This is a genomic window from Pseudomonas sp. JDS28PS106 (genome assembly GCF_036706555.1).
In the GTDB taxonomy this organism is placed as follows: Bacteria; Pseudomonadota; Gammaproteobacteria; order Pseudomonadales; family Pseudomonadaceae; genus Aquipseudomonas.
Genome location: NZ_JBAJGT010000011.1, coordinates 1 through 23,913, shown reverse-complemented (window position 1 = coordinate 23,913; position 23,913 = coordinate 1). Strand labels below are relative to the sequence as shown.

Genomic DNA, 23,913 nt, shown 5'->3' with positions numbered 1-23,913 from the left:
GACTCTCATGAAGCATGGCCCTACGAATTCCGGCCCCAAGAATCATGGCCTCAACACCCATAGCCCCGATACACATGGCCCCGATGGCCTCGCTGCCCACGGCTCCATGAAAGACAGCGGCACGATGAAAGGCAGCGATACCCTCAATGACTACAAGCGCGTCCAGCGCCTGGCGATCCGGTCGCTGTTCGAGATCATCGAACAGTCCAGCGAGGGAACCGTCATCGTCGACAAGGACGCACGCATCGTCTGGATCAACGAGCGTTATGCACGGCGTTTCGGCCTGCAGGACCCGAGCCTGGCGATCGGCAAACCCTGTGAAAGCGTGATACCCGGCAGCCTGCTGCGCCAGGTGGCGAGCAATGGCCAGCCAATCCTGCTGGACATGATGGACACCGCCAGGGACCCGCTGGTCGTCATGCGTCTGCCGATCCACGACGGCGCGGGCGCGCTGATCGGCGCCATCGGCTTTGCTCTGTTCGACGAGCTGCAAAGTCTCTCCCCCTTGCTCAAGCGCTACATGAGCATGGAGCAGGAGCTGGCGACGACTCGTTCGTTGCTAAAGGCCCGCCAGGCGAAATACAGCTTCGCGCACTTCATCGGCATCAGCGATGCGACGCTGGAGGTCAAACGTCGCGCACGGCGTGGCGCATCGGCCGAATCGCCGATCCTGCTGCTGGGCGAAACCGGGACCGGCAAGGAGCTGCTGGCCCACGCCATCCATAATGCTTCGAGCCGCGCCGGCGGGCCCTTCGTCAGCATCAACAGCGCCGCCATTCCTGAAGCGCTGCTGGAGGCCGAGTTCTTCGGCACCGCCCCGGGCGCATTCACCGGCGCCGACCGCAAGGGCCGCCCTGGCAAGCTCAAGGTCGCGCAAGGCGGCACGCTGTTTCTCGATGAGGTCGGCGACATGCCGCTGACGCTGCAAAGCAAGTTGTTGCGGGTGTTGCAGGAGAAGGAATACGAACCGGTCGGCTCCAACGAAGTGCTGCACAGCGATGTGCGACTGATCGCGGCGACCAGCACTGACCTGGAAGCGGCCATCCGGCGCGGGGACTTTCGCGCCGACCTTTATTACCGCCTCAACGTGCTGCCCATCAACGTGCCGCCCCTGCGCCAGCGCCTGGAAGACGTGCCGGCCCTGAGCGAGGCGATTCTCGAAGAACTGCGCAGTCGCCATGAACTGGACGCCGGAGCGCTGGCACTGCTGGCCCAGCATGCCTGGCCAGGCAACGTGCGCGAACTGCGCAACGTTCTGGAGCGCGCCGCCCTGCTCAGCGATGAACTGATCCTGACGGCCAGCGATATTCGTGCCGCCATCGGCACCGTGGTGCCCGCCAGCGCCGCCCCGCCTTCGCGAGCCACTGACGAGTGCGGCCACGAAAGCTTCGGTCAGGCGCGGATGCGCTTCGAACGGCATCTGATCGAGACCACCCTGATGCAATGCGGCGGCAACGTGGTACGCGCGGCCACGCTGCTGGGGCTGGGGCGCTCGACGCTCTACAAGAAGATGGCGCTGCTGGGCATCGTCGAGTCTCAATAAGGGGATTGTCGGTCTCTGTTTCCGGACAGCGCGCCCGCATGCGCGCTTCCCTTCCGGTTCAGGGTTTTACCGATCTTTTCCTCGCAGAATCAGGGCCTGATACGGTTATGGGCAATGGCGTCGCAGGGCGCTCGTCCATGATTCGAGACATTCCAGCGCCCGCGTTTCCCGGTCCGTCCCCGGATCTCCAGCAAATACAAGTACTTGGCGTATTGGCACGATTCGCGCTAACGCATTGGCGACCCGCAGTACAACAACAATAACGACTGGAGAAACAGATGAGTGTGCTCATCGCCCTGGCAGCGCTCACGCTGCTGATGGTCGCCGCCTATCGCGGCTACAGTGTCATCCTTTTCGCCCCCATCGCCGCACTGGGAGCGGTCCTGCTCACCGACCCGGCCGCCGTGGCGCCCGCCTTCACCGGCGTGTTCATGGACAAGATGGTCGGCTTCATCAAACTGTATTTCCCGGTGTTCGTGCTGGGCGCTGTGTTTGGCAAGCTGATCGAGTTGTCGGGCTTTTCACGTTCGATCGTGGCCGCTGCCATCGGTCTGCTCGGCACGCGCCAGGCCATGCTGGTGATCGTGCTGGTCTGTGCGCTGCTCACCTACGGTGGCGTATCGCTGTTTGTGGTGGTGTTCGCGGTCTATCCGTTCGCCGCCGAGATGTTCCGCCAGAGCGATATTCCCAAGCGCCTGATCCCCGCGACCATCGCCCTGGGCGCATTTTCCTTCACCATGGACGCCCTTCCCGGCACCCCGCAGATCCAGAACATCATTCCTACCACCTTCTTCAACACCACCGCCTGGGCCGCGCCATGGCTGGGTGTGATCGGCACCTTGTTCGTGTTCGGCGTCGGGATGCTGTATTTGCAGCGTCAACGCCGCAAGGCTCAGCGCGCCGGCGAAGGCTATGGCAAGGAGCTGCGCAACGAGCCGGAAACCGCTGCCGACCTGCGCCTGCCCAACCCCTGGCTCGCGCTCTCGCCGTTGGTGCTGGTGGGTGTGATGAATCTGTTGTTCACCTGGTGGATACCCCAGTGGTATGGCAAGACCCACACGCTCGCCTTGCCGGGGATGGCGACACCGGTGCAGACCGAAGTCAGCAAGCTGACGGCGATCTGGGCCGTGGAAGCAGCGTTGCTGGTCGGCATTCTGATGGTGCTGGCATTCGCTTTCGGCACCTTGCGCGACAAGTTGGCCGAAGGCAGCAAGAGCGCGGTCGGCGGCGCGCTGCTGGCCGCCATGAACACCGCTTCGGAATACGGCTTTGGTGCCGTCATCGCCTCGCTGCCAGGTTTCATCGTGCTGGCCAACGGTCTCAAAAGTATTCCCAACCCCTTGGTGAACGAGGCGGTCACCGTGACCCTGCTCGCCGGCATCACCGGCTCGGCTTCGGGAGGCATGAGCATCGCGCTGGCCGCGATGTCGCAGACCTTCATCGACGCCGCCAATGCCGCCAACATTCCCCTCGAAGTGCTGCACCGGGTCGCGGCCATGGCCAGCGGCGGCATGGACACACTGCCGCACAACGGCGCAGTCATTACCCTGCTGGCAGTGACGGGCCTGACCCATCGGGAAGCCTACAAAGACATCTTCGGCATCACGCTGATCAAGACGCTGGGGGTGTTCGTGGTCATCGGCACCTTCTACGCCACCGGCATCGTTTGAGGACATGACTATGAATCTGCAAGGCAAGACAGCGCTGGTCACCGGCTCCACCAGCGGCATCGGGCTCGGCATCGCTCGGGTACTGGCCGACGCGGGCGCCAATCTGGTGCTCAACGGTTTCGGCGACGCTTCGGCGCTGGTGGCCGAATTCCAGGCACTGGGCATCCAGGCCGGCCATCATCCGGCCGACGTCAGCGATCCGGCGCAAATCGCCGACATGATCGACTACGCCACGCGCGAATTCGAGGGCGTGGATATTCTGGTCAACAACGCTGGCATCCAGCACGTCGACAGCGTGGAGGCCTTCCCGGTCGAGCGCTGGGACTCGATCATTGCCATCAACCTGTCGTCGGTCTTTCACAGCACCCGGTTGTGCCTGCCACGGATGCGCGAGCGGGACTGGGGACGCATCATCAACATCGCCTCGGTTCACGGGCTGGTGGGCTCGACCGGCAAGGCGGCCTACGTGGCGGCCAAGCACGGGGTCGTGGGCCTGACCAAAGTCACCGGGCTGGAGACCGCTCGCAGCAACGTGACCTGCAATGCGATCTGCCCCGGCTGGGTGCTGACGCCCCTGGTGCAGCAACAGATCGACAAGCGTGGCGGAGACCCCGCGCAGGCGCGGGAAGCCTTGCTGGCAGAGAAACAGCCGTCACTGGAGTTCGTCACGCCGCAGCAACTGGGCGAACTGGTGCTGTTTCTGTGCAGCGACGCCGCGACTCAAGTGCGAGGCGCGGCCTGGAACGTGGACGGCGGCTGGCTGGCTCAATAGCCCCGTTCGAGCCGCAAAGGATCAGGCCTGACCTCCCGGCTCGTCCTGATCCTCCACCAGTCCCCACTGCGACGGGTTCTCGCTGGGCGTGGCCACCGGTGGTGGCGGCGGCGTGGTCAGCGTCGAGGCGCCGTTCTCGCCATGCAGCTTGAGCCGCAGCCGCAGGTTGTTCATCGAATCGGCGTTCTTGAGCGCTTCCTCCTCGCTGATCGCGCCCTCCACCACCAGCTCGAACAAGGCACCGTCAAAGGTGCGCATGCCCAGGTTGGCGGACTTTTCCATGATGCCCTTCAGTTCGGTTAGCTGATTGCGATGAATCAGGTCGCGAATCGTCGGCGAACCCATCATCACCTCGACCGCTGCGCGACGCTTGCCGTCGACCGTCTTGACCAGCCGCTGGGAAACGAACGCCTTGAGATTGTTGCCAAGATCATGCAGCAGCTGGTCACGACGCTCCTCGGGAAAGAAGTTGATGATCCGGTCCAGCGCCTGATTCGCGTTGTTGGCGTGCAGCGTGGAAATCGCCAGGTGCCCGGTGTCGGCGAAGGCCAGGGCATGCTCCATGGTTTCCCGGTCGCGGATTTCGCCGATCAGGATCACGTCCGGCGCCTGACGCAGCGTATTCTTCAGCGCGGCGTGGAAGCTGCGCGTATCGACACCCACTTCGCGCTGATTGACGATGGATTTCTTGTGCCGGTGAATGAATTCCACCGGGTCCTCGATGGTAATGATGTGACCGCTGGCGTGGCGGTTGCGGTAGTCGATCAGCGACGCGAGCGAGGTCGACTTGCCTGAACCGGTCGCGCCGACGAACAGCACCAGCCCGTGCTTTTCCATGATCACGTCGAGCAGCACCGGGGGTAGGCGCAGGTCTTCGAAACGCGGAATGTCCAGCTTGATATTGCGCGCGACCACTGAGACTTCGTTGCGCTGCATGAAGATATTGATGCGGAAACGGCCGATGCCGGGCAGCGATACGGCCAGGTTCATCTCCAGCTCGCGCTGAAACTCGGCGCGCTGCTCCTCGTCCATCAGGCCCTGAGCGATTGCCGCAACCTCGCCAGGTTTGAACGTCTCGGTACCCAGCGGCTTGAGCACGCCATTGAACTTGGCGCACGGCGGCGCACCGGTGGAGAGGTAAAGGTCCGATCCGTCCTGACTGGCCAGAATCTTCAACAACGCTGGAAAATCCATAAGAGACACCGCATCCAGAGGAGACATTGACAGGCATAATGGCAGCCTTTTCCGACAGGTGAAATCGCGACATGAAAGCCCAAGCCCGCCATATTCTGGTAAAGACCGCCGAAGAGGCCGAACAGCTCAAACAGCGTATTGCCAAGGGCGAGGCTTTCGATGTGCTGGCGAAAAAGCATTCGACCTGCCCTTCGGGCAAGCGTGGCGGGGACCTGGGGGAAGTGCGACCTGGCCAGATGGTGGGTGCCATCGACCAGGTTATTTTCAAAAAACCGCTGCGCACCGTGCACGGCCCGATCAAGAGCAAATTCGGCTACCACCTGGTGCAAGTGTTTTACCGGGATTGACCGACGCAGCTTCCTCGATCACGTGCGCAATCCATCGCGGATGAATCCGCTCCCACACAACCTGTAGGAGCGGATTCATCCGCGAAACGATTTACCAGACGATAAAGATGCTGCGCCTGTCCGATCCATCGCGGATGAATCCGCTCCTACGAAATCATGCGCTTCGGTCAGCGCCCCGGTTCGATCAGCTTGAACCGCCGCTGGTATTCATCGGTGATGTCCCGGGCTTCGCTATTGCTGGTTACGACTCTTGGAGTGATGAGGACTATAAGCTCGGTGCGGCCTTTGCTTCGCGAAGTGGCGCCGAACAGCCAGCCCAAGCCGGGAATCGATCCCAGATAAGGCACTTTGCTCACCCCTTGCGCATCGTCCTGCTGGATGAGCCCACCGAGCAGCACCGTCTGCCCGCTTTGCACCGCCACCTGGGTCGCGATGGAGCGGGTCGAGATTCTCGGATTGACGTCCGGATCGGTGGTGGCACTGGCGTCGCTGACCTGCTGTTTGATGTCCATGTACACCAGACCGCCGGGATTGATGCGTGGCACGACGTCGAGGATGACTCCGGTCTGCACGTATTCCACGCTGCTCAGGGTCGTGTCGGTATTGATCGTGTTGACGGTGGTCTGACTGATCGGGATGTTGTCGCCCACCTGAATCTGCGCCGCCTGGTTGTTCATCACCACCAGCGAGGGCGCGGACAGGACCTGAGTCTTGCCGTTGGCTTCCAGCGCCCGGATCGCCACCTGAAGATCGCCGCCGACGAACGAGTAGAAAAAAGTGTCGGTCAGGCCCAGCCCCGCCCCGCCCGCGCCGAGCGCTCCCTGACTGCCGGAAGCGTTGGCGATGCCGGGCGTGGTCGAGTTGCCCGCCAGGCGCCCCAGATACCATTGCACGCCCAGATCCAGCTCGTCGGTCAAAGCCACTTCGAGAATGCGGGTCTCGATCTGCACTTGCATGGGCGGGTTGTCGAGGCGGCGGATGGCGCTTTCGATCTCTGCCCACTGACTGGGACGAGTGCGGATCAGTAGCTGGTTGCTGCTCTTCTGCGCCGTGATACGCGTGCCGTCGTCCGCCTGCCGACGACTGTCCCCACTGGACTCTTCGGGTTCGGCTTCCTCGGCATCCGGGGAAGATGTCGCGCGGCTGGTGGTGTCCTGGAAGGCCGAGTTATTGCCACGGCTGGTCGTGCCCAGGCTAGCGGCACCGCTCATGCCGCCCAGCGAGCCTGCCCCGCTGCTCCGGTTATTGCCGATGGGCGAAGACAAGGTGGTCGTGGTCAGGCCCGGCGCAACCTCGGCGGCGGCCTCCTGTTCCACCGCTCCCGAGCCATAGATCTGGCGCAGGTAACGGCTCAGGTCCGTGGCTTTCATGTTGCGCACGTCGTAGACGTAAAGCTGGGTTTCGTTGCCGCCGCCGTTGTCGATGGTGCGAATCCATTCGCCGACCTCCTGGAGATACTGCGGCTGGGAGGAAATGGCGACCACCGAGTTGGTCCGTTCGATGGGCATGAAGCGCAGCATGCCGGCAAGCGGCGTGCCGCTGTCGGGGCCGAACACTTTCTGCAATTCGGGCAGCAACTCGGCCACGGTCGCCCGCTGCAAGCCGAACACGCCGATGGACATGCCTTTGAGCCAGTCCACATCGAAGGTGTCGATACTGGCCTGGTAGTTAGCCAGCTCGTCGGCGGTGCCGGCCATGCCCAGTACGTTGCGCGCCGGATCGACCAGCAGGAACGCGTTCTCGCGCGCGAACGGCCTGAGCAGTTTCTGCATTTCCGTGGCGGAGATGAAGCGCAGCGGGAACAGGCGCACCGAGAGTCCCGCGCCGGGCTGGCGCATGCCCAGTGACGGCACCAACTGACCGGCCACCGCCTGGCTGGCCGGCAGAATCAGATAGCGGTCGCCCTGGCGGATCATCGCATTGTTGGTCCAGGACAGCAGCGATTCGAGGATTGCCATGGACTGCGCCTTGTCAACCGGCCTTGAGGTGGAAAACGACACCTCGCCGGTCACGCCCTGGGAGATGCTGTAACTTTCCTGCAGCAGGTCGCCCATGATGGTGTTGATGACCGCGACGATGGACTGGTTGTTGAAGTTGAACATCACGCCGCCGCTTCCATCACCCTGACGCGGGCCGACCGGCACCGGGCGCCCGGCGTCATTGCCCGGCCCTTGAATGAAGCGCTGGTTGCCACGAATGATCTGGCGCTGCGGAGCGCTGCCGGCGACCGGCGCCGCTGCATTCGGCGTGGGCGCCGTCATCCCGGTCGTCGTTTCGGTCGTCGTTTCGGTGATAGCGCCGCGCTGCAGCCCCGTCCCGCGCAAGGCTTCGCGGGCCAGACTGTCATCCTCCTCCAGACTATGCGGCACGGTGCAGCCGGCCAGGCCGGCACCCACGATCAGACTCCAGATGAACATAGCGATTGCCAGTGGCATGGATCAGCGACCCTCGGAAGCCTGCGGTGGATGGATTGGCCTCGCCGGCGGGACAGGCGGCGCGCTGTTCATGTTCGGCAAGCGAGGAGCCGGCAGCCGCAGACGCTGGCTGCGGCCGTCGAGCTCGAATTGGACGGCCTGTTCCTCTATGTGCCGTAAGCGCCATCCGCCCAGCGCAGCGCCCTCGCGCAAGGCCAGGTCCTTGCCGTCAGCCTGCCTGAACAGCGCCTGACGCACGCCGTCGGCAATGACGATTCCGGTCAGCTTCAGGCCGCCCAGATCCAGGCCCGGCTCCGCGCTACGCTGCACGACGTCCGGCGACCGGGACGGGCTGAACAGCGGCGTACGCCACACATGGCTCAGCGTGTTCACTTCGACCACGGACTGCGGTTGCATGGGGTTCTGTTGGTCCAGGGCGGCGGGCGTGGTCGAAGTACCCGGCGTCAGCCAGGACGGCTCACTGCCGACGCCGCTCGCCAGCCAGATGCAGAGCACGCCGAGCAGCACTGCGAGGCTCGCCAGCCAGGTCACCGCGCCGAACTTGATCGTCCTCATCGCGCGATCTCCGGAGCTCCGTCTGCCGGCGCGACCGCCAGAAAACCGCTGACCAGAAGGTGCACGCTCAAGCGTCCGGGACCGGCTTCGCCCGAAGCATTGCCGGCCCTGCGAATGACCAATTCATCGACGAACAGCCATGGCTCGCCGGATTCGAGTCGATGCAGCAGCCGTAAAAGCGGCTCGGTCGCGCACTCCAGATCGAGGCTCAGGCGCACCTCGCCAAGCGGTCCGGTGGTGTCCTGGGCCACGATCGGCATGCGCTGGGTCAGTCGGCAACCCGCGCCGCGTTGCGCGTGCTCTGTCACCTGCTGCGTCACGGTCTGCATCAGGTCGGCCGCGACGGCGCTGGGATCATCGCCCTGCAGCAGCAGGCTGCTTAGCGCCGCCTGCGTCGGGTCATCCGGAGTATCGCGCACGGTGCGGTCATCGCGGGCCAACAGCGCCCGATAGTGCTCGCGCTGTTCGGCCACGGCGCGGATCTGCTGCTCGGTCCGGATCCAGGGACCGATGTACAGTGGTTGCAGGATCAACGCGTAAAACAGCGCGAACAGCGCCGCCAGCAGCAGCCAGGCGCCGATGCGCCGCTCACGTGGGGTCAGCGGGCGCTGCATCGCCGGCCTCCCCGCGTACCCGCGCCCGCAGATAAAATCGTTCACGACCGCTGGCCAGATCCGGCTGGATCACGCCCTGAAACTGCGCATCGGTGAGGTGCGCGCAGCGCTTGATGTCTCCGATCAAGGCACTGGCGCGGACGCTCATGCCGCCCATGTCGAGCTGCCCGTCGGCGCGGATTTCCAGGCTCTGCAACCAGGCGTCATTGGGCAGGCACTGGGTCAGCTCGCCCAGCAACTGCGCGCGTGGAGGCTGCCCCAGACGCCGCTCGGTCAGCCGTCGCAGGGCTTCACGGTCTTCGCCCCGGGCGGTGCGTGACGCGCTGACCTCGGCGGCCTGGCGACGCAAGCCCTGAACGTCGCTCTGCATGGCGGCCAGCGCCGCTTCGCGATTGTGAATCCACAGCAAAGGCATGGCCGCCACCATTGCCGCGCAAGTCAGGCTCAAGCCGAGGATCAGCCTCGCGGGTCGATCGGCGCGCCGCACCGTGTAAGTATGGGGCAGCAAATCCAGGCCCATGGGCTTGCCCTGAGCATCCCTCACGTCCACGCCGTCGAGCACCAGGTCGCGCGCGGCACATTGCTCCAGACAAGCGTCCAGAACCTCTCGGCGCACCAGCGCCAGCGTGACCCACAGGCGCTGGTCCGTGATGCCTTCGCGCCGCGCGGTGTAATACACCTGGTCGGGCGTGAACGGGGTGAATCGGTCCAGTTCGAAATGCAGCACCTGACGCACATCCCGAGCCACGGCTGTCGGCAGCGCCAGCCGCTGGACCAGAACATCCGCCGCCGGCAGCATCAGGACCCCATGCATCCCTGTCGCCAGAGTTTCGGGCAGCGGCCAGTCCAGATGTGGCGGGTCTGCGTTCGGCCGCAAGCGGCGCCGCACGCCTGCGGGCAGACCGGCCAGCAGCTCATGACCCCAGGCCCGCAGAAAAGCCTGCGCCGGACTGCCCTGCCATCGTGCTCGCAGCCGCTCCCGCCACAGCCTGCCGATCATGGGCGCCCCTCATTGGTCATAACGCACCACTCTGTACGGCGACGCGCCGTTTCCCGTGCCGGACAGCACCACCGTGCTGTCGACCCGTGCACTGGCGCCATCCGGCAGGTAAGCCCGTGCCCTGATTTCCAGCGCCTGGCCCGGGTCGCCGGCCAGGCCGCGAATGTGGGGCAGACGCAAGGCGCTGCGCACCGCCTCGCTGGCAAACGCCGGGTCGGGCGCTTCGAGTCCGCTCCATACCGTCACCTCCGCGGCGACGGCGCGGTACAGCGCGCTGTTCATGGTTGCCAGGTCGCGCAGTTCCTCGACTGCCCTGAGGGGCGGCTGCCCCGCGCCGCGCCGACGATCCAGCGCTTCGCCCAGGGCTCGTGCCTGACCCGTCGGGGCCCCTAGCACGGTGAGCAGGCGAACGAATTGGGCCCCCGGCGCGGTATTGAGGTCCAGCTTGCCGCGCTCGCTACGCACCGTTATTTCCAGCCGGGCCGACTCGAACGAGCGGATCCGCACCTGCCCATCGGCAACCCAGCGGCGAGCCGGCAGCGTATCGCCTAGCGCAATGATCGCCAGGCTGATACCTGCCTCGGCCGCCAGCGTCGCTTGCAACTGGCTGCGCTGCCAGGCTGCCAGACGCATCTGTTGGCGGACCTCGATCACCAGGGCGCCGAGCGCGACGGTCAGCAATGCCTGCGCCCAGAGCACCAGCAACAGGGCCATGCCACGCTGCCGCGTCATGGCGCCACCCGCTGCGCGCTCAGTTCCAGACGAAGCGCCACCACCTGCGCCGGCCAGCGGACCATTCCGTCGCCAGTCAACTCGATCCGTACGGCTTGCGGCAAGCGGGATGGCCAGGGCCAGCGGTCCAGCCAGCCGGTGGCCTGGCCACGTTCGTCACGACCCCGATAGCTGAACCTCAGGGCGCGGACGTCACGGACCAGAATCTGCGGCTGCCCCCATTCGCCGCCGCCCGCAGTCGCCGCTCTGGCGAATCGCACCCGTAGCGCCGATCCGTTGCCGGCGGGCACTTTTTCGAGAATGTGCAGGCGAATACCGCCGCCCAGTGCGTTGTTCAGGCTGGCGGCGAAGCGCATGCTCTGCGCGCTTCCTTCGAATACGACCAGCCGGTCGGTGTCGGTGTCGGAAAGGTCCAGCGGCAGGGTGGCGCCCAGGGCGCGGTGCAAAAAATTCTGCGCCGCGCGCATCTCGTCCAGACGCTCGCCATAGCGCTCGCCCTTGACGGCGGCGCGGTTGGCGCCCACCAGCGCCGTCGCAAGCAGCGTCAGCAGCATCCCCAGCAGCGTGATGGCCAGGAGCATTTCCAGCAGCGTGAATCCCCGTGCCCGGCGGTTCATCGTATTGCATCCGGGGTCGACTGAACGAATAGCGTCGATGCGCTCAAGGCCCTGCCTGCTTCTTCGACCGTCGCCTGCATCCTGTACAGCGTCAGCGTGCCGCGATCGCCCGGTTCGCGGATGACCTGCACGCTCCAGGCGATGCCATCGTCGACACCCTGGATCGTGCCCGGGCGCAGAAGGCGGTCACGCTGGTCGTCGACCAGCGTCCTGAGTTTCAGCGTCAAGCGGTCGCTGGCGCGCACCTGCTCCAGGGATCGCGCGGCTTGTCCGAAGGCCAGCAGCAGCACCGCGCAGCCCAGCCCGAAGACCGCCAGCGAGGCGAGCATCTCCAGCAGACCGAAACCCTTGGCCCGGCGCTTCAAGGGACGACCTGCCAGCGCACCTGGCCGGTGAGCCAGCCGACGTCGATCCGCCAACGCTGGCCGGAACGCTCGAGCAGCACATGCCCGCCGCTGGAACTGCCGTCGGGATAGAATTCGATGGCAGCACCTGTCTGCGCGGCCTCCGCCGCCCCGGTCACCCGCAGCGCCATGTCCGCGGGCCAGAGACGCGGCGAGTGGCCGGGCATCTGAAAGCTGCGCGATTCAGGATCGAATCGCAGCCGCTGGCTGTCGCCGCGCAGTACCGCCTGAATCCGGGTCTGACGCAACGCGGCGACCATCTCGCCCAGCACCTGGCGCTCCCGCGCAGCTTCCAGGCCCCGACCCAAGCCGACGCCAAGCACGCTCAGCGCAACGCCCATCAGGGCGATGACCACGATCAACTCCAGCAAGGTAAAGGCGGCCAGTGCCGCGCGCGAACTCATTCCCAGTTGCCCAAGTCGGCGCTGTAGCCTTCGCCGCCGGGCTGGCCGTCCTGGCCGTAGAACACCAGATCGAAGCTGCCATGCTCGCCGGGAAACCGATAACCGAAGTCATGGCCGAACGGGTCCTTGAGGTCCGAGGGCTTGGCATAAGGGCCGGCCCAGCGGGACGCGCTGGCCGGCTTTTCCACCAGTTGCGCGAGCGCTCTGGGTGGCGACCCCATGTCCAGGCCGTAGCTTGCGATCTTCATGTTGAGGCTGGCGAGTTGCGCCTTGCCCGCGCCGTATTTGCCCTTGTCGACGTTGCTGCCCACCTGCCGCACGACAATGGTCGCGACGATACCCAGCAGCACGATCACCGCGAGCATTTCCAGCAGCGTAAAGCCCCGAGACACCCTGCGAACAGACATGATCGAACTCCTCAGATGTTGGCGGTCAGGCTCATCAACGGCAGCATGATTGCCAGCATGATGAACGCCACCATCACCGCCATGACGATGGTCAGCGTCGGCACCAGCGCGGCCAGCAGCCGGGCGATGCTGCGTCGCGCCTCGGCATCGAATACCTGGGCGACCTTGAGCAGCATGTCGTCGAGCTGCCCGGCTTCCTCGCCGACCCGGATCATCTGCAGGGCCAGGTCGGGAAGCAGTCCGTCGTCGGTCAGGGCGGTCGCCAACGCCCCGCCCCCTTTGACGCTTTCGATCGCGACCCGCAGCCGGGCGCGAATGGCGCGGTTGGAGGCACCGTCGGCGACGATCTTCAGCGCCGCAAGCAAAGGGACACCGTTCTGCAGCAAGGTGCCCAGCGTGCGGGCCAGACGCGCCGCCTCGATGCGCTGCCACAGCGGCCCGAGCACCGGCCAGGTCAGCAGCCGCCGGTCGCGACGCAGCCGCCAGGCGGGTTTGCCCATGAGGTGCGCGACGAGCAGGCCGGTCATGATCAGCACCGCCAGCATCAGCAGCCCGAAACGGTTGATGAACTCTCCAAGGCCAAGAATGAACCCCGTCATCCACGGAATCGGCACCCCGAGATCCTGGAAGATCGGCACGAATTGCGGCACGACATAGGCCAGCAGCAAGGCCAGCGATCCCAGCACGCCTGCCACCAGAAACGCCGGATAGATCAGCGCATTGATGATCTCGCCACGCAGCGCCTGACTGCGCTCCAGATATTCGCTCAGTTGCTGCAGGCTCTGCGGTAGCGCCCCGCCCGCCTCCCCGGCCTGCACCAGACTCAGATACAGACCGGCGAACAGCCCTTGCTCCTGGGCCAGAGCCGCTGACAGGGACAGACCACCTTTCACGCGCTCCCGTATGCGGGCCAGCACGGCCTGGGCACGCAGCTGGCGCTTGCCGGGCTGACCGATCAGTACGCCCAGGGCCCGCTCCAGCGTCAGCCCGGCGGTGAGCAAGGTCGCCAACTGCCCGGTGACCGAGGCCAGAGCCTCGGCGCCAAGTCCACGGTCCGGCCGCCAGCCGCGCCAGCTCAGACCCGCGGTCTCGACCTTGAGCACCAGCGCGCCCTGACGTTGCAGCTCGCGGGCCAGCGCATCGGCGTCGGCGGCCTCCGTCAGGCCCTGCCGAGTGCTGCCGTCGCTTTCCAGCACGCGGTATCGAAACAGGGTCATGACCCATCGCTCCTGGTCGGGCGTCATTCGCTGCGCGTCACGCGCAAGACTTCTTCCAGCGTCGTCACGCCGGCCACGGCTTGTCGCAATCCGTCCTCGTACAGCGTACGCAGCCCGCCGCGACGGGCCGCCAGTTCCAGGGTCGATGCATCGGCGTGCGACATCAGCAGCCCGCGCAGCTCGTCGTTCATCACCAGCAACTCGGTGATCGCGCAGCGCCCGCGATAGCCGCCGTTCGGCGCGCCCGGCCGGGGCCTGAACATGACGATCGGTCGCGCATCGGTGAACCGCTGCAACCCGTGAGCCGCCACCAGCGCGGCCGGCACCTGGTAAGCCTCGCACTGCGCCGGATCGAGTCTGCGCACCAGACGCTGGGCAAGCACGCCGATGACAGTCGAGGCAATCATGTAGCTCTCCACGCCCATGTCCAGCAGGCGCGTGATGCTGGCCGCCGCGCTGTTGGTGTGCAGGGTCGACAGCACCAGATGCCCGGTCAACGATGACTGGATGGCGATGCGACAAGTCTCCAGGTCGCGCATCTCGCCGATCATGATCACGTCCGGGTCCTGCCGGACGATCGACCGCAAGGTCATGGCGAAATCCAGACCGATTGCCGGCTTAACCTGGATCTGGTTGATACCCGGGATCTGGTATTCCACCGGGTCCTCGACCGTGATGATCTTGCGTTCGCTCGTATTGAGGCGAGTCAGCGCGGTGTACAGCGTGGTGGTTTTGCCGGATCCGGTTGGTCCTGTGACCAGCAGGATGCCGTGTGGCCGGTCGAGCAGCGCCAGGAAATCCGGCAGCTGTCGGGTATCGAAGCCCAGACCGGGCAGGTCGAAATTCACTGTTTCACGGTCCAGCAGGCGCATCACCACCGACTCGCCGAAGCCGGTCGGCACGGTCGACACCCGCAGATCCAGCTCGCGACCCTGCATGCGCAGCATGATTCTCCCATCCTGAGGCAAACGTCGCTCGGCTATGTCCAGTCGCGCCATGATCTTGATCCTGGACACGATCGCCGGCGCGGCCGCCACCGGCGGCGCCTCGCCGTCCACCAGCACACCATCGATCCGGTAACGCACTCTGAACCGCGCTTCGAAAGGCTCGACATGTATGTCAGACGCGCGCTGGTCCAGGGCGCGTTGCAAGATCAGGTTGACCATGCGGATCACCGGTGCTTCGCTGGCCAGGTCGCGCAGATGCTCGATGTCCTCGGCCTGCGTCCCGCTTTCACCGTCGATGTTTTCCACGAGAGTCCCCATGGCGGAGCGTCCGGTTCCGTAGTACCGCTCGATCAGGCTGTCGATCTCACTGCGGCTACCGACCATTCTGCGTACCGGCGCCCGGCACGCGAACGCCACTGCTTGCAACGGATAGTCGTCCAGCGGGTCGGCGGTCATCAGGTGCAGTGCCAGTGCGTCCCGGCTGATGGGCACGACGTGGTGGTGACGTAGAAAGCGTTCACTCAACGCCGGCAAGGGTTCAAGCGTCGGGGGTGCCTGCGCGGCGGTCATCAGCGGCAGATCGAGGACCGCGGCCCAGGCACTCGCCATTTCAACTTCGGAAACCACGCCCAGTCGCACGAGCAGCCCTGGCAACCGGCTGCGTCCACCCTCGTCGTCCATCAAGCGTTCGGCGCGAGCGAGATCGGCGTGGCGCAGACCAGCGCGGCGAATCAGCCAGTCACATAGCGCGGCAATGACATCCCGGTCGGCAGCCGTCTCATGGCCGGCTGGTGGAGCCTGTCTGGCTGGCGGGGCGTCCGCCCTTGGTTGCGTCGCCATGCTTGCTGCCCGCCGCTTTGCTATCGTGAGTCTGGGTCATGACCTTCGAGTCGGGCGCGCCCGAGGTATTGGTGGAATCTGCCCCACTGGCCATTGTCGAGATGGCCAGCAGGGCGATGATGACAGTGCAGTTGAACATGGAACGCCTCATATACTTCTCCAACTTAGGTAGCTAAGCAATTATTATCCCGACCGATATTTCCTCCCTGAGCATCGAACTTTTATCACCTTAGTCGGCTATACCATCACCCGCAAACATATATTGTCAAACCCCGCAGCCTGGATAAGGCACGCCGTTAGACACTATAATTTGGAGGCGACCCATGGATAATTACAATTACCGTTGCGCCGTTGCCGTTTGACATATGCCGGGCTTTGGGAGTCCTATGCAACGGTCATTGAAGAGGGTCTGAATCACCCTTCCGCACAATGACATCAGCTAGACAACGCGGGCCTTGTGGGCCAGCCTACATTGAACTGCGCGGTTTGGCAGGCGCCTGCCGCTGCCTATTAAAAAGGCTATCAATGGCTGAATCTGTATCGCCCCATTAACAGTTTGACTCTGTTCATTATTATTACGCCCGACTCTTTCGAGCCGTTCGCTGGTGGGAGTAATCAACATGAGAACAACAAACTCGCGCACACTTGTATCTGCTCTTTCGCTTTTGGCGTTAAGTATTGCCCAGGCACCGGCCTGGGCCCGCAGCGCCCAGGATGCCGAAGCTCTGGCTCAACAGACGCTCAGTCAAATGACCCTTGAAGAAAAACTGGATTATCTGGGTGGCACCGGCGGTTGGGACCTGAAACCCCAGCCGCGTTTCAGGCTCTCGCAGATTCTGGGCGCCGATGGCGGGCTGGGTGTGCGCTACACCAACCAGGGCAACGAACAGGGCGTCGCCTACCCCAGCGGTCCGAGCCTGGCCGCCACCTTCAACCTGCGCCGCGCGGTGGATTTCGGTCGGGCGCTGGGCTATGACACGGCGACCGGCGGCTATCACTACATCACGGGCCCTGGCATGAACACCTACCGGATGCCCTGGGGCGGCAGAAACTTCGAATACCTCACCGGCGAAGATCCGTTTCTCGGCGCCAGCATGGCGCCAGCGGTGATCAACGGCATCCAGTCGCAAGGCGTCTGGGCGGATGCCAAGCACTACGCCGCCAACGATCAGGAAACCAATCGTTTCATCCTCAACCAGGTCACTCCGGAACGCGTGCTGCGCGAAATCACCCTGCCGCCCTTCGAGTCCGCGGCCAAGAACGGCAAGGTCGCATTGATGATGTGCGCCTTCCAGAAAGTGAACGGAGAGTTCGCCTGCGAAAATCGTCATCTGATTCGCGAAATCCTCAAGGATCAGTGGGGCTGGGGCGGCATCGTGCAGTCGGACTACGGCGCGGTGATCAACGGCCTCAACGCCGCCCAGGCCGGCACCGATGTCGACATGCTGCTGGGTTTGAGAATGAACAGCGCAACCCTGACGCCCTATATCGAAAGTGGCGAGCTGAGCATCGCCACCATCGATGACAAGGTGCTGCGGATCCTGCGCCAGATCTACCTGTTCGATTTCGATATCAAGGGCCGCCTGACCAACCATGACATGGACAACCCGGCCAGCAATCAGGCCGCGCTCAACGTCGCCCGCGAGGGCATCGTGCTGCTCAAGAATCAGAACAACTTCCTGCCGCTGGACCGCAACGCCATCAGGCGCATCGCCGTGGTCGGTCATCTCGGCAAATATGCCCCGCCTACCGGGTTCGGCAGCGCGTACATCTCGCCGCGTAACTACATCAGTGAAGTGAGCGGCATGCAGCAGGTCGCCTCCAACGCCCAGGTGACCTTCCTCGACAACCTGTCGCTGGACCCCACCGCTGCTGTCTGGAGCCACCTGGATACCGACGGCACCACCTCGGTGTCGGGCCTGACGGCCGAGTACTTCACCAATGCCGACTGGTCCGGCACTCCGGCGGCGACCCGCAGCGAGAATGTCGTGAACATCGACTGGGACAGCGACAGCAATCTGCCCACCGACGGCAATGACCAGAACACTTCGATTCGCTGGAGCGGCCGGGTCACGCCCACGATCAGCGGGGAGCACATTTTCAAGGTTCGCGCCGACGGGGTCATTCGCCTGACGGTCAACGGTCAGCGCATCATCGACAATGGCGACGGCCTGCCGCTGCCCGACAACCAGATCCCGCCGACCATCCCCGAATACGCGAAAATCGACCTGCAGGCGGGCCAGAACTACGACGTCACCCTGGAGTATTCGCGCCGGCCGGGTTACGTCGCCACGCTGGGCGGTTTCACCGGCGTGCGCATGAGCTGGGCATCGCTGGTCGCACCGCCTGACATCGCCGATTACGATGTGGTGCTGGTCGCGGCCGGCAATAGCAACGAATACGAGGGCGAAGGCTGGGACCATATGTTCGAGCTGCCCGAGTTCCAGGGCCAGCTGATTCAGAGCATCGCCAGCCAGAATCCCAAGACCGTGGTGGCCTTGCATGGCGGAACCGGCCTGAAGGTCAGCGACTGGATCGACCAGGTGTCCGGCCTGTTGCATGCGTTCTATCCCGGACAGAACGGTGGGCAGGCACTGGCTGAAATCCTCTTCGGTCGGGTCAACCCGTCGGCGAAGCTGCCGATCAGCCTGGAGCGCAACATCGAGGACAACCCGCTCTACCCCTACTTCCCGCAGTTCGACAACGAGGGCAATGTCACCGAGATCAGCTATTCCAACGACTTACTGCTCGGCTACCGCGGCTACGAGAAGAAAGGCACCCGGCCGCTCTATCCGTTTGGCTACGGCTTGTCCTATACCCAGTTCCAGTATTCGGACATCCGCATTACCCCGTCGGTGGTCATCGGCGATCTGCCGGTGCGCGTGTCGTTCGATGTGACCAACACCGGCCAGCGGGCGGGCGCGGAAGTCGCGCAACTCTACGTCGGGCAGCGCGAGCCGCGTCAGGAGCGCCCGGTCAAGGAGCTCAAGGGCTATCGCAAGGTCCTGCTGCAACCGGGCCAGAGCCGCCGGGTCACCATCGAACTCAACGGGCGCTCGCTGGCGTACTTCAACCCCAGCGATACCAATTGGGTGATCGATGCGGACGTGTTCGACGTCAGCGTGGGTGCCGCTTCCGACGATATCCGCCTGACAACGCGCCTGCGCAGCCTGTACCGCCAGACCTTGTCGGTGGACGACAGCAACCCGCTGCCCCGTTCGGTGATCGCCTCGACCCGCGTCACAGCTCGGCAGTTGGCGCGCAGCCCCGATGCGGATCAGGCCAGCGCGGATGAGGATGACGATCCCTCTTCGCCACCGGTGACCCCGCCTACCACACCGCCGACTGAAGGGGGTGGCAGTACCCAGTAATTGCGATTCGTTCGGGGCCGACCCGCAGGCACCGACGCGCTTTGTCTGACAGAGTGCGTCGTCAGGGTCATCCCTCTCGCGGCTAAAGCCGCTCCTACGGGCGCTCAATGTGTCGTAGGAGCGGATTCATCCGCGAGACACGCCAACAGACGATGAAGATATTCCGGCCGGGCACGCCCTCGCGGCTGAAGCCGCTCCTATACAGCGACTTTTGCATCGCGAATGAACAGCGCCCGCAGCTTGTCCCAGAAGTTGGCGCCCAGCAGGAAAATGCTGGTGACCAGCATCAGGTCGCCCACCACGCGTATCCATATTTTGTAGGGTGCCAGCTGTGGCGCCATGATATCCATGTGGTGATCCAGAATCGCCGCCACCAAAGGTACGCAGAACAGCACCAGGCCGATCCGGTGCCGAACGACGCCTACTTCCACAGGCCAGGCCACCACTGATTTCACATGGCTGTGCAGCCTGGATTTCAGTTCGGCGAACCCTGGTTTGCCCATTACCGCAATGGCCGCGAGCAACAGGATCTTGTTGCTGATGAACAGGATGCCGGCGAGGCTCGCGACACGCGCGCCGGAAACCCCGGCAGCCGATGCCAGGGGCACCAGTGTCCATGACAGAGCCGCCGCACAGATCATGGCGAGCCCGCAACGAAAACGCCATGAAGTAGTCATCGCTCGCTCGGTCATCGCCCTCACTCCTCTTGCGGCAGCTGATAAAGGCATTCAACAGACTAGCAGCACATCGCGAAGTGCAAACCTTAATTTTCAAGACACTTAAAACCCTGATCTGTCCCTGCACGGGAAGGCAGCGGCCCCAACTACGTGCTTCAATGCTATTAACTGTTCTTTTATCCATATCGCAACTACCGACCGACAGAAAATCCCATTCGATACTTGCTCCGCACTGAATCTTTGCTATGCCTAAGATTCCTCGTCGTATCCTGGAGATATCCCGATGTCAGGCGCAAAGAAGATGAGCGTCACTCAGCTGACAATGCTGACCGCGGTCAATATGCTGGGCTCAGGAATTGTGCTACTCCCCTCCAAACTTGCCGAAATTGGCGCTATATCGATTCTCTCATGGCTGGTCACCGCCACCGGTTCGCTGGCTCTGGCCTACGCTTTCGCGCGGTGCGGGATGTTGAGTCGAAAGACCGGCGGCATGGGCGGGTATGCCGAATATACATTTGGCAAGGCGGGCAACTACATCACCAATTACACGTACGGACTATCGCTGTTGATTGCCAACGTGGCGATCAGTATAACGGCGGTCGGGTATATCCAGGTTCTTCTCAAGATCGAACTCTCTTCGTTGCAAGTCGGGCTGGCGACCATCGCGTTATTGTGGATTACTACCTTTGCCAATTTCGGCGGCGCGCGAATTACCGGGAAGATCGGCGCGGTCACGGTCTGGGGCGTTATTGCACCCGTAGTACTGGTTTCCACGATTGGCTGGTTCTGGTTCGACAGTTCGGTCTACGCCGCCGGCTGGAATCCCCATGGCAAGGGCTGGTTCGAAGCTGCCGGCGCCTCGGTCGCCATCACGCTCTGGGCCTTTCTCGGGCTTGAATCGGCGTGTGCCAACACCGACGCGGTGGAGAATCCCGAGAAGAACGTGCCCATAGCCGTGCTCGGCGGCACGCTGGGCGCCGCTGTCATTTACATTCTGTCGACCAACGTGATCGCCGGCATCGTCGACAACGCGGAACTGGTCAGCTCGACCGCACCCTTCGGTCTGGTGTTCGCCAAGATGTTCAATCCGGAAGTGGGCAATACCGTCATGGGCCTGATGGTACTGGCGTGCATCGGCTCGCTGCTGGGCTGGCAGTTCACCATTGCCCAGGTATTCAAGAGCTCCGCTGACACCGGATACTTCATCCCGATCTTCGCCCGGGCCAACAAGGCCGGAACCCCCATCGTCGGCATGCTGATCCTGCTCGCACTGCAGACCGCGCTGGCGCTGCTCACCATCAGTCCTGACCTGACCAAGCAGTTCGACATCCTCGTCAACCTGGCGGTGGTGACCAATCTGGTGCCGTACATCCTGTCGATGGCTTCGCTGATGACAATTCAGATGGTGTCCGGCGTGCCGCGCCGACAAGCCTTGCTGAGCAATATCGTGGCCTGGATCGCCGCGGCCTACGCCTACCTGGCGCTGTATAGCTCGGGGGCCCAGGCCCTGATGCTCGGCGGGGTGGCGACCATCTTCGGCTACACCCTGTTCGGCTTCGTCAACAATCGGCTGATCCGCCTGGAGGCGCTGAACAACAGCGTGCCGACCCAGACCGTCAGCGCGCAGCACATCACCAGCGAGCCGGTTCCGGTCAACGATCTGGGCAGTTTCCAACACACCACGCAGGAGATCAGAGCATGACCGAACAACGCCACCTCCTTGGCATGCTGGCCTTGCTGGTCAGCAGCGCGCCGGACAAACGTACCGTGTTTGGCCGCGCGCTGAACCAGTTGATCACCGACGTCGAGGGTCGATCCATCAGCATCCTGCTCTCGGAAAGCCTGGCGGATGCAACCTCCATTCTGCATTCCGATCCGGCTATCCAGTGCGTGTTGCTGAGTTGGGAGATGGACGACAGCGAGGGCCGCGTCGAATGCATCCGGCTGCTGACCGACTTGCGCGAACGCAATACTCGCGTCCCGGTGTTTCTGATCAGCGACCGCAGCACTGCGACCAATATTCCACTGATTGTCATGCAACATGCCGACGACTTCATCTGGTTGCCGGAAGACACCAGCCGCTTTCTCAGTGGCCGCATCTACGCCGCCATCGAGCGCTACCGGCAGGCGGTCCTGCCGCCCATGTTCGGGGCGCTGCTCAAGTTCGCAAGGTCTTACGAATATTCCTGGCACACGCCCGGCCACGCAGGTGGCACGGCGTTCCTCAAGAGCACGGCTGGCCGGGCCTTCTACGAGTTCTTCGGCGAGAACCTGCTGCGTTCGGACCTGTCGATCTCGGTCGGCGAGCTGGGTTCGCTGCTCGACCACAGCGGCCCGATCGGCCAGGGCGAACGCTACGCCGCCAAAGTGTTCGGCGCGCATCGCACCTACTACGTGACCAACGGTTCATCGATGTCCAATCGGGTGATCCTGATGGCCAGCGTCACCCGCGACCAGATCGCGCTGTGCGATCGCAACTGCCACAAGTCCGCCGAGCATGCGATGACCCTGTCCGGTGCAATTCCGACCTATCTGGTCCCCACCCGTAACCGATACGGCATCATCGGTCCGATCCTGCCGCAAACGCTGAGTCGCGAGGGCGTCGCCGCAGCCATCGCCGCCAACCCGCTGGTCAAGCCGCGCATCGACCCCACGCCGGTCCACGCGATCATCACCAACTCCACCTACGACGGCCTGACCTACAACGTCACCCGTGTCGAGCAACTGTTGGGCGATAGCGTCGACCGGCTGCACTTCGACGAAGCCTGGTACGGCTACGCGCGCTTCAACCCGCTGTACAAGGACCGATTCGCCATGCACGGCAGCCCCGACGACCATGACCCGTCAGGACCTACGGTATTCGCGACCCAGTCGACGCATAAGCTGCTCGCGGCGCTTTCCCAGGCCTCGATGATCCATGTACGCAACGGGCGCAATCCGATTCCCCATGGCCGCTTCAACGAGTCGTTCATGATGCACGCCTCGACCTCGCCCAATTACGCGATCATGGCCTCGTGCGACGTCAGCTCCGCCATGATGGAGGCGCCCAGCGGGCATATCCTGACCAACGAATCCATCGAGGAAGCCATCGCCTTTCGTCAGGTCATCTCGCGAATGAAAAGCGAAATGCCGGGGCAGGACGACTGGTTCTTCTCCTGCTGGCAGCCACCGACGGTCCGGGTCGAGGGCGGGCAAGTCCCGTTCCATGAGGCAGATCCGGTGTTGCTGAAAAGCGATCCGGACTGCTGGGTACTGCATCCCAATGAAGTCTGGCATGGCTTCGGTGATATCGAAGACGGCTACTGCATGCTCGATCCGATCAAGGTTTCGGTACTCAGCCCGGGCATGGGCGACGACGGCGAACTGCTGGATTTCGGTATCCCGGCCTGCGTGCTAAGTGCCTACTTGAGCCATCAGGGCATCGTCGTGGAGAAAACCACTGACTTCACCATCCTGTTCCTGTTTTCCATCGGCATCACCAAAGGCAAGTGGGGTACGCTGGTCAATGCCCTGCTCGACTTCAAGCGCGACTACGATCAGAACCTGGAACTGGAGCTGTGCCTGCCGGATCTGCTGACGGCCAATCAGCAACGATATGCGGGCATGGGGCTCAAGGATCTGGCGGAAGAGATCTTTGCGGCGATGAAGAAACACCGGACCACGGCCACCATGGCCAGGGCTTTCGGCCTGTTGCCCGAAGCCGAATTCAGCCCGGTGGAAGCCTATGAAAAACTGGTCAGGAACGAGGTTGAGCTGGTCACCCTTGCCGAAGCCGCGGGGCGCATCGTCGCCACCGGTATCGTCCCCTACCCGCCTGGAATCCCGTTGTTGATGCCGGGTGAGAACGCCGGCCCGGCGGACGGTCCGCTGCTCGGATACCTGACCGCGCTGGAGTCGTTCGACGCTTCGTTTCCCGGATTCACCCACGATACCCACGGCATCGAGAGCGAGGCCGGGGTGTACCGGTTGCTGGTGTTAAGGTGAGTTGAGCGGAAAATCGCCACCAGGACGGATCGCCACCAAGGTGGCTCCTACGGGCTGTAGGAGCCAGCTTGCTGGCGATAGGGCCGCAAAGCGGCCCCAGGCTTAATGAATGATCTGGCTCAGGAACAGCCTGGTCCGGTCACTCTGTGGGTTGTCGAAGAAGTCGTTCGGCGCGGCCTGTTC

The 23,913-nt window shown here is 63.7% G+C and carries 21 protein-coding genes and 1 pseudogene; 7 read left to right on the top strand and 15 right to left on the bottom strand.

Translation table 11 applies throughout. The features are described from left to right. The first annotated feature begins 124 nt into the window (after window positions 1-124). The 3 genes from TRP66_RS17555 to TRP66_RS17545 all read left to right on the top strand — a co-directional run bounded on the left by TRP66_RS17555 (window position 125) and on the right by TRP66_RS17545 (window position 3,985). Window positions 125-1,543, top strand: a complete 1,419-nt coding sequence (locus TRP66_RS17555; RefSeq protein WP_333405342.1) for a sigma-54 interaction domain-containing protein — start codon at window positions 125-127, stop codon at window positions 1,541-1,543. Window positions 1,544-1,821: 278 nt separating this feature from the next. After that, window positions 1,822-3,213 carry a GntP family permease gene (locus tag TRP66_RS17550; RefSeq protein WP_333405100.1) on the top strand — a complete coding sequence of 464 codons (1,392 nt, stop codon included), beginning with the start codon at window positions 1,822-1,824 and terminating at the stop codon, window positions 3,211-3,213. A gap of 10 nt (window positions 3,214-3,223) precedes the next feature. Then, window positions 3,224-3,985, top strand: a complete 762-nt coding sequence (locus tag TRP66_RS17545; protein ID WP_442965217.1) for a 3-hydroxybutyrate dehydrogenase — start codon at window positions 3,224-3,226, stop codon at window positions 3,983-3,985. 21 nt (window positions 3,986-4,006) lie between these two features. Here TRP66_RS17545 and TRP66_RS17540 read toward each other — a convergent pair whose 3' ends face one another. Further along, entirely contained in the window at window positions 4,007-5,179 is a 1,173-nt protein-coding gene (locus TRP66_RS17540) for a PilT/PilU family type 4a pilus ATPase (protein ID WP_333405096.1), read from the bottom strand. Between the two features lie 71 nt (window positions 5,180-5,250). Here TRP66_RS17540 and TRP66_RS17535 point away from each other — a divergent pair, with 71 nt between their 5' ends. Continuing rightward, window positions 5,251-5,526, top strand: a complete 276-nt coding sequence (locus TRP66_RS17535; protein WP_017133756.1) for a peptidylprolyl isomerase — start codon at window positions 5,251-5,253, stop codon at window positions 5,524-5,526. A 167-nt stretch (window positions 5,527-5,693) separates the two neighbouring features. Here TRP66_RS17535 and gspD read toward each other — a convergent pair whose 3' ends face one another. Genes gspD through TRP66_RS17475 form a run of 12 tightly spaced genes read right to left on the bottom strand, consistent with a single transcriptional unit; the run spans window position 5,694 to window position 15,837 of the window. Continuing rightward, the gene (gspD, locus tag TRP66_RS17530; protein ID WP_333405090.1) at window positions 5,694-7,943 is read right to left on the bottom strand and encodes a type II secretion system secretin GspD; all 2,250 of its coding nucleotides are present in this window, start codon (window positions 7,941-7,943) and stop codon (window positions 5,694-5,696) included. Between the two features lie 21 nt (window positions 7,944-7,964). After that, complete coding sequence (locus TRP66_RS17525; protein ID WP_333405088.1) at window positions 7,965-8,516, bottom strand: hypothetical protein; 552 nt, start codon at window positions 8,514-8,516, stop codon at window positions 7,965-7,967. Next, window positions 8,513-9,130 (bottom strand): type II secretion system protein GspM, encoded by a 618-nt coding sequence (gspM, locus tag TRP66_RS17520; RefSeq protein WP_333405085.1) that lies wholly within the window; start codon window positions 9,128-9,130, stop codon window positions 8,513-8,515. The genes TRP66_RS17525 and gspM overlap by 4 nt, the downstream gene beginning before the upstream one ends. Next, window positions 9,105-10,130: a PilN domain-containing protein gene (locus tag TRP66_RS17515; protein WP_333405083.1), complete on the bottom strand. Its 1,026-nt coding sequence runs from the start codon at window positions 10,128-10,130 to the stop codon at window positions 9,105-9,107. The genes gspM and TRP66_RS17515 overlap by 26 nt, the downstream gene beginning before the upstream one ends. A 9-nt stretch (window positions 10,131-10,139) precedes the next feature. Next, a complete protein-coding gene (locus tag TRP66_RS17510) occupies window positions 10,140-10,862 on the bottom strand; it encodes a general secretion pathway protein GspK (RefSeq protein WP_333405081.1) in 723 nt (240 codons plus the stop codon). Next, on the bottom strand, window positions 10,859-11,479 hold the full coding sequence (locus TRP66_RS17505) for a prepilin-type N-terminal cleavage/methylation domain-containing protein (RefSeq protein WP_333405079.1): 621 nt from the start codon (window positions 11,477-11,479) through the stop codon (window positions 10,859-10,861). The genes TRP66_RS17510 and TRP66_RS17505 overlap by 4 nt, the downstream gene beginning before the upstream one ends. Beyond that, window positions 11,476-11,844: a type II secretion system protein gene (locus tag TRP66_RS17500; protein WP_333405077.1), complete on the bottom strand. Its 369-nt coding sequence runs from the start codon at window positions 11,842-11,844 to the stop codon at window positions 11,476-11,478. Before TRP66_RS17500 ends, TRP66_RS17505 begins: the two co-directional genes overlap by 4 nt. Then, window positions 11,841-12,287: a GspH/FimT family pseudopilin gene (locus TRP66_RS17495; RefSeq protein ID WP_333405075.1), complete on the bottom strand. Its 447-nt coding sequence runs from the start codon at window positions 12,285-12,287 to the stop codon at window positions 11,841-11,843. The genes TRP66_RS17500 and TRP66_RS17495 overlap by 4 nt, the downstream gene beginning before the upstream one ends. Then, window positions 12,284-12,694 carry a type II secretion system major pseudopilin GspG gene (gene gspG / locus TRP66_RS17490; RefSeq protein ID WP_333405073.1) on the bottom strand — a complete coding sequence of 137 codons (411 nt, stop codon included), beginning with the start codon at window positions 12,692-12,694 and terminating at the stop codon, window positions 12,284-12,286. The genes TRP66_RS17495 and gspG overlap by 4 nt, the downstream gene beginning before the upstream one ends. A gap of 11 nt (window positions 12,695-12,705) precedes the next feature. Beyond that, window positions 12,706-13,911, bottom strand: coding sequence for a type II secretion system F family protein (locus TRP66_RS17485; protein WP_333405071.1), 1,206 nt, complete (start codon window positions 13,909-13,911; stop codon window positions 12,706-12,708). A gap of 23 nt (window positions 13,912-13,934) precedes the next feature. After that, complete coding sequence (gene gspE / locus TRP66_RS17480; protein ID WP_333405069.1) at window positions 13,935-15,698, bottom strand: type II secretion system ATPase GspE; 1,764 nt, start codon at window positions 15,696-15,698, stop codon at window positions 13,935-13,937. Continuing rightward, entirely contained in the window at window positions 15,637-15,837 is a 201-nt protein-coding gene (locus TRP66_RS17475) for a hypothetical protein (protein ID WP_333405067.1), read from the bottom strand. The genes gspE and TRP66_RS17475 overlap by 62 nt, the downstream gene beginning before the upstream one ends. A 481-nt stretch (window positions 15,838-16,318) precedes the next feature. Here TRP66_RS17475 and TRP66_RS17470 point away from each other — a divergent pair, with 481 nt between their 5' ends. Continuing rightward, on the top strand, window positions 16,319-19,069 hold the full coding sequence (locus TRP66_RS17470; protein ID WP_333405065.1) for a beta-glucosidase: 2,751 nt from the start codon (window positions 16,319-16,321) through the stop codon (window positions 19,067-19,069). Window positions 19,070-19,266: 197 nt separating this feature from the next. On the opposite strand, the gene TRP66_RS17465 is transcribed toward TRP66_RS17470, so the two are convergent. Beyond that, a complete protein-coding gene (locus tag TRP66_RS17465) occupies window positions 19,267-19,746 on the bottom strand; it encodes a transporter suffix domain-containing protein (RefSeq protein ID WP_333405063.1) in 480 nt (159 codons plus the stop codon). 283 nt (window positions 19,747-20,029) lie between these two features. Between TRP66_RS17465 and potE the strand changes: the two genes are divergently transcribed. Continuing rightward, window positions 20,030-21,448 (top strand): putrescine-ornithine antiporter, encoded by a 1,419-nt coding sequence (gene potE / locus TRP66_RS17460; RefSeq protein ID WP_333405061.1) that lies wholly within the window; start codon window positions 20,030-20,032, stop codon window positions 21,446-21,448. Continuing rightward, the gene (locus tag TRP66_RS17455; protein WP_333405059.1) at window positions 21,445-23,730 is read left to right on the top strand and encodes an Orn/Lys/Arg decarboxylase N-terminal domain-containing protein; all 2,286 of its coding nucleotides are present in this window, start codon (window positions 21,445-21,447) and stop codon (window positions 23,728-23,730) included. The genes potE and TRP66_RS17455 overlap by 4 nt, the downstream gene beginning before the upstream one ends. Window positions 23,731-23,832: 102 nt before the next feature. Here the strand turns inward: TRP66_RS17455 and glnQ are convergent. Next, a pseudogene (glnQ, locus tag TRP66_RS17450) lies at window positions 23,833-23,913 on the bottom strand (glutamine ABC transporter ATP-binding protein GlnQ); the annotation flags it as partial.

Coding starts and splice junctions, on each gene's coding strand:
- TRP66_RS17555 (WP_333405342.1), top strand. CDS start 125: ATGAAAGGCAGCGATACCCTCAATGACTACAAGCGCGTCCAGCGCCTG.
- TRP66_RS17550 (WP_333405100.1), top strand. CDS start 1,822: ATGAGTGTGCTCATCGCCCTGGCAGCGCTCACGCTGCTGATGGTCGCC.
- TRP66_RS17545 (WP_442965217.1), top strand. CDS start 3,224: ATGAATCTGCAAGGCAAGACAGCGCTGGTCACCGGCTCCACCAGCGGC.
- TRP66_RS17540 (WP_333405096.1), bottom strand. CDS start 5,179: ATGGATTTTCCAGCGTTGTTGAAGATTCTGGCCAGTCAGGACGGATCG.
- TRP66_RS17535 (WP_017133756.1), top strand. CDS start 5,251: ATGAAAGCCCAAGCCCGCCATATTCTGGTAAAGACCGCCGAAGAGGCC.
- gspD (WP_333405090.1), bottom strand. CDS start 7,943: ATGTTCATCTGGAGTCTGATCGTGGGTGCCGGCCTGGCCGGCTGCACC.
- TRP66_RS17525 (WP_333405088.1), bottom strand. CDS start 8,516: ATGAGGACGATCAAGTTCGGCGCGGTGACCTGGCTGGCGAGCCTCGCA.
- gspM (WP_333405085.1), bottom strand. CDS start 9,130: ATGCAGCGCCCGCTGACCCCACGTGAGCGGCGCATCGGCGCCTGGCTG.
- TRP66_RS17515 (WP_333405083.1), bottom strand. CDS start 10,130: ATGATCGGCAGGCTGTGGCGGGAGCGGCTGCGAGCACGATGGCAGGGC.
- TRP66_RS17510 (WP_333405081.1), bottom strand. CDS start 10,862: ATGACGCGGCAGCGTGGCATGGCCCTGTTGCTGGTGCTCTGGGCGCAG.
- TRP66_RS17505 (WP_333405079.1), bottom strand. CDS start 11,479: ATGAACCGCCGGGCACGGGGATTCACGCTGCTGGAAATGCTCCTGGCC.
- TRP66_RS17495 (WP_333405075.1), bottom strand. CDS start 12,287: ATGAGTTCGCGCGCGGCACTGGCCGCCTTTACCTTGCTGGAGTTGATC.
- gspG (WP_333405073.1), bottom strand. CDS start 12,694: ATGTCTGTTCGCAGGGTGTCTCGGGGCTTTACGCTGCTGGAAATGCTC.
- TRP66_RS17485 (WP_333405071.1), bottom strand. CDS start 13,911: ATGACCCTGTTTCGATACCGCGTGCTGGAAAGCGACGGCAGCACTCGG.
- gspE (WP_333405069.1), bottom strand. CDS start 15,698: ATGGCGACGCAACCAAGGGCGGACGCCCCGCCAGCCAGACAGGCTCCA.
- TRP66_RS17475 (WP_333405067.1), bottom strand. CDS start 15,837: ATGTTCAACTGCACTGTCATCATCGCCCTGCTGGCCATCTCGACAATG.
- TRP66_RS17470 (WP_333405065.1), top strand. CDS start 16,319: ATGAGAACAACAAACTCGCGCACACTTGTATCTGCTCTTTCGCTTTTG.
- TRP66_RS17465 (WP_333405063.1), bottom strand. CDS start 19,746: ATGACTACTTCATGGCGTTTTCGTTGCGGGCTCGCCATGATCTGTGCG.
- potE (WP_333405061.1), top strand. CDS start 20,030: ATGTCAGGCGCAAAGAAGATGAGCGTCACTCAGCTGACAATGCTGACC.
- TRP66_RS17455 (WP_333405059.1), top strand. CDS start 21,445: ATGACCGAACAACGCCACCTCCTTGGCATGCTGGCCTTGCTGGTCAGC.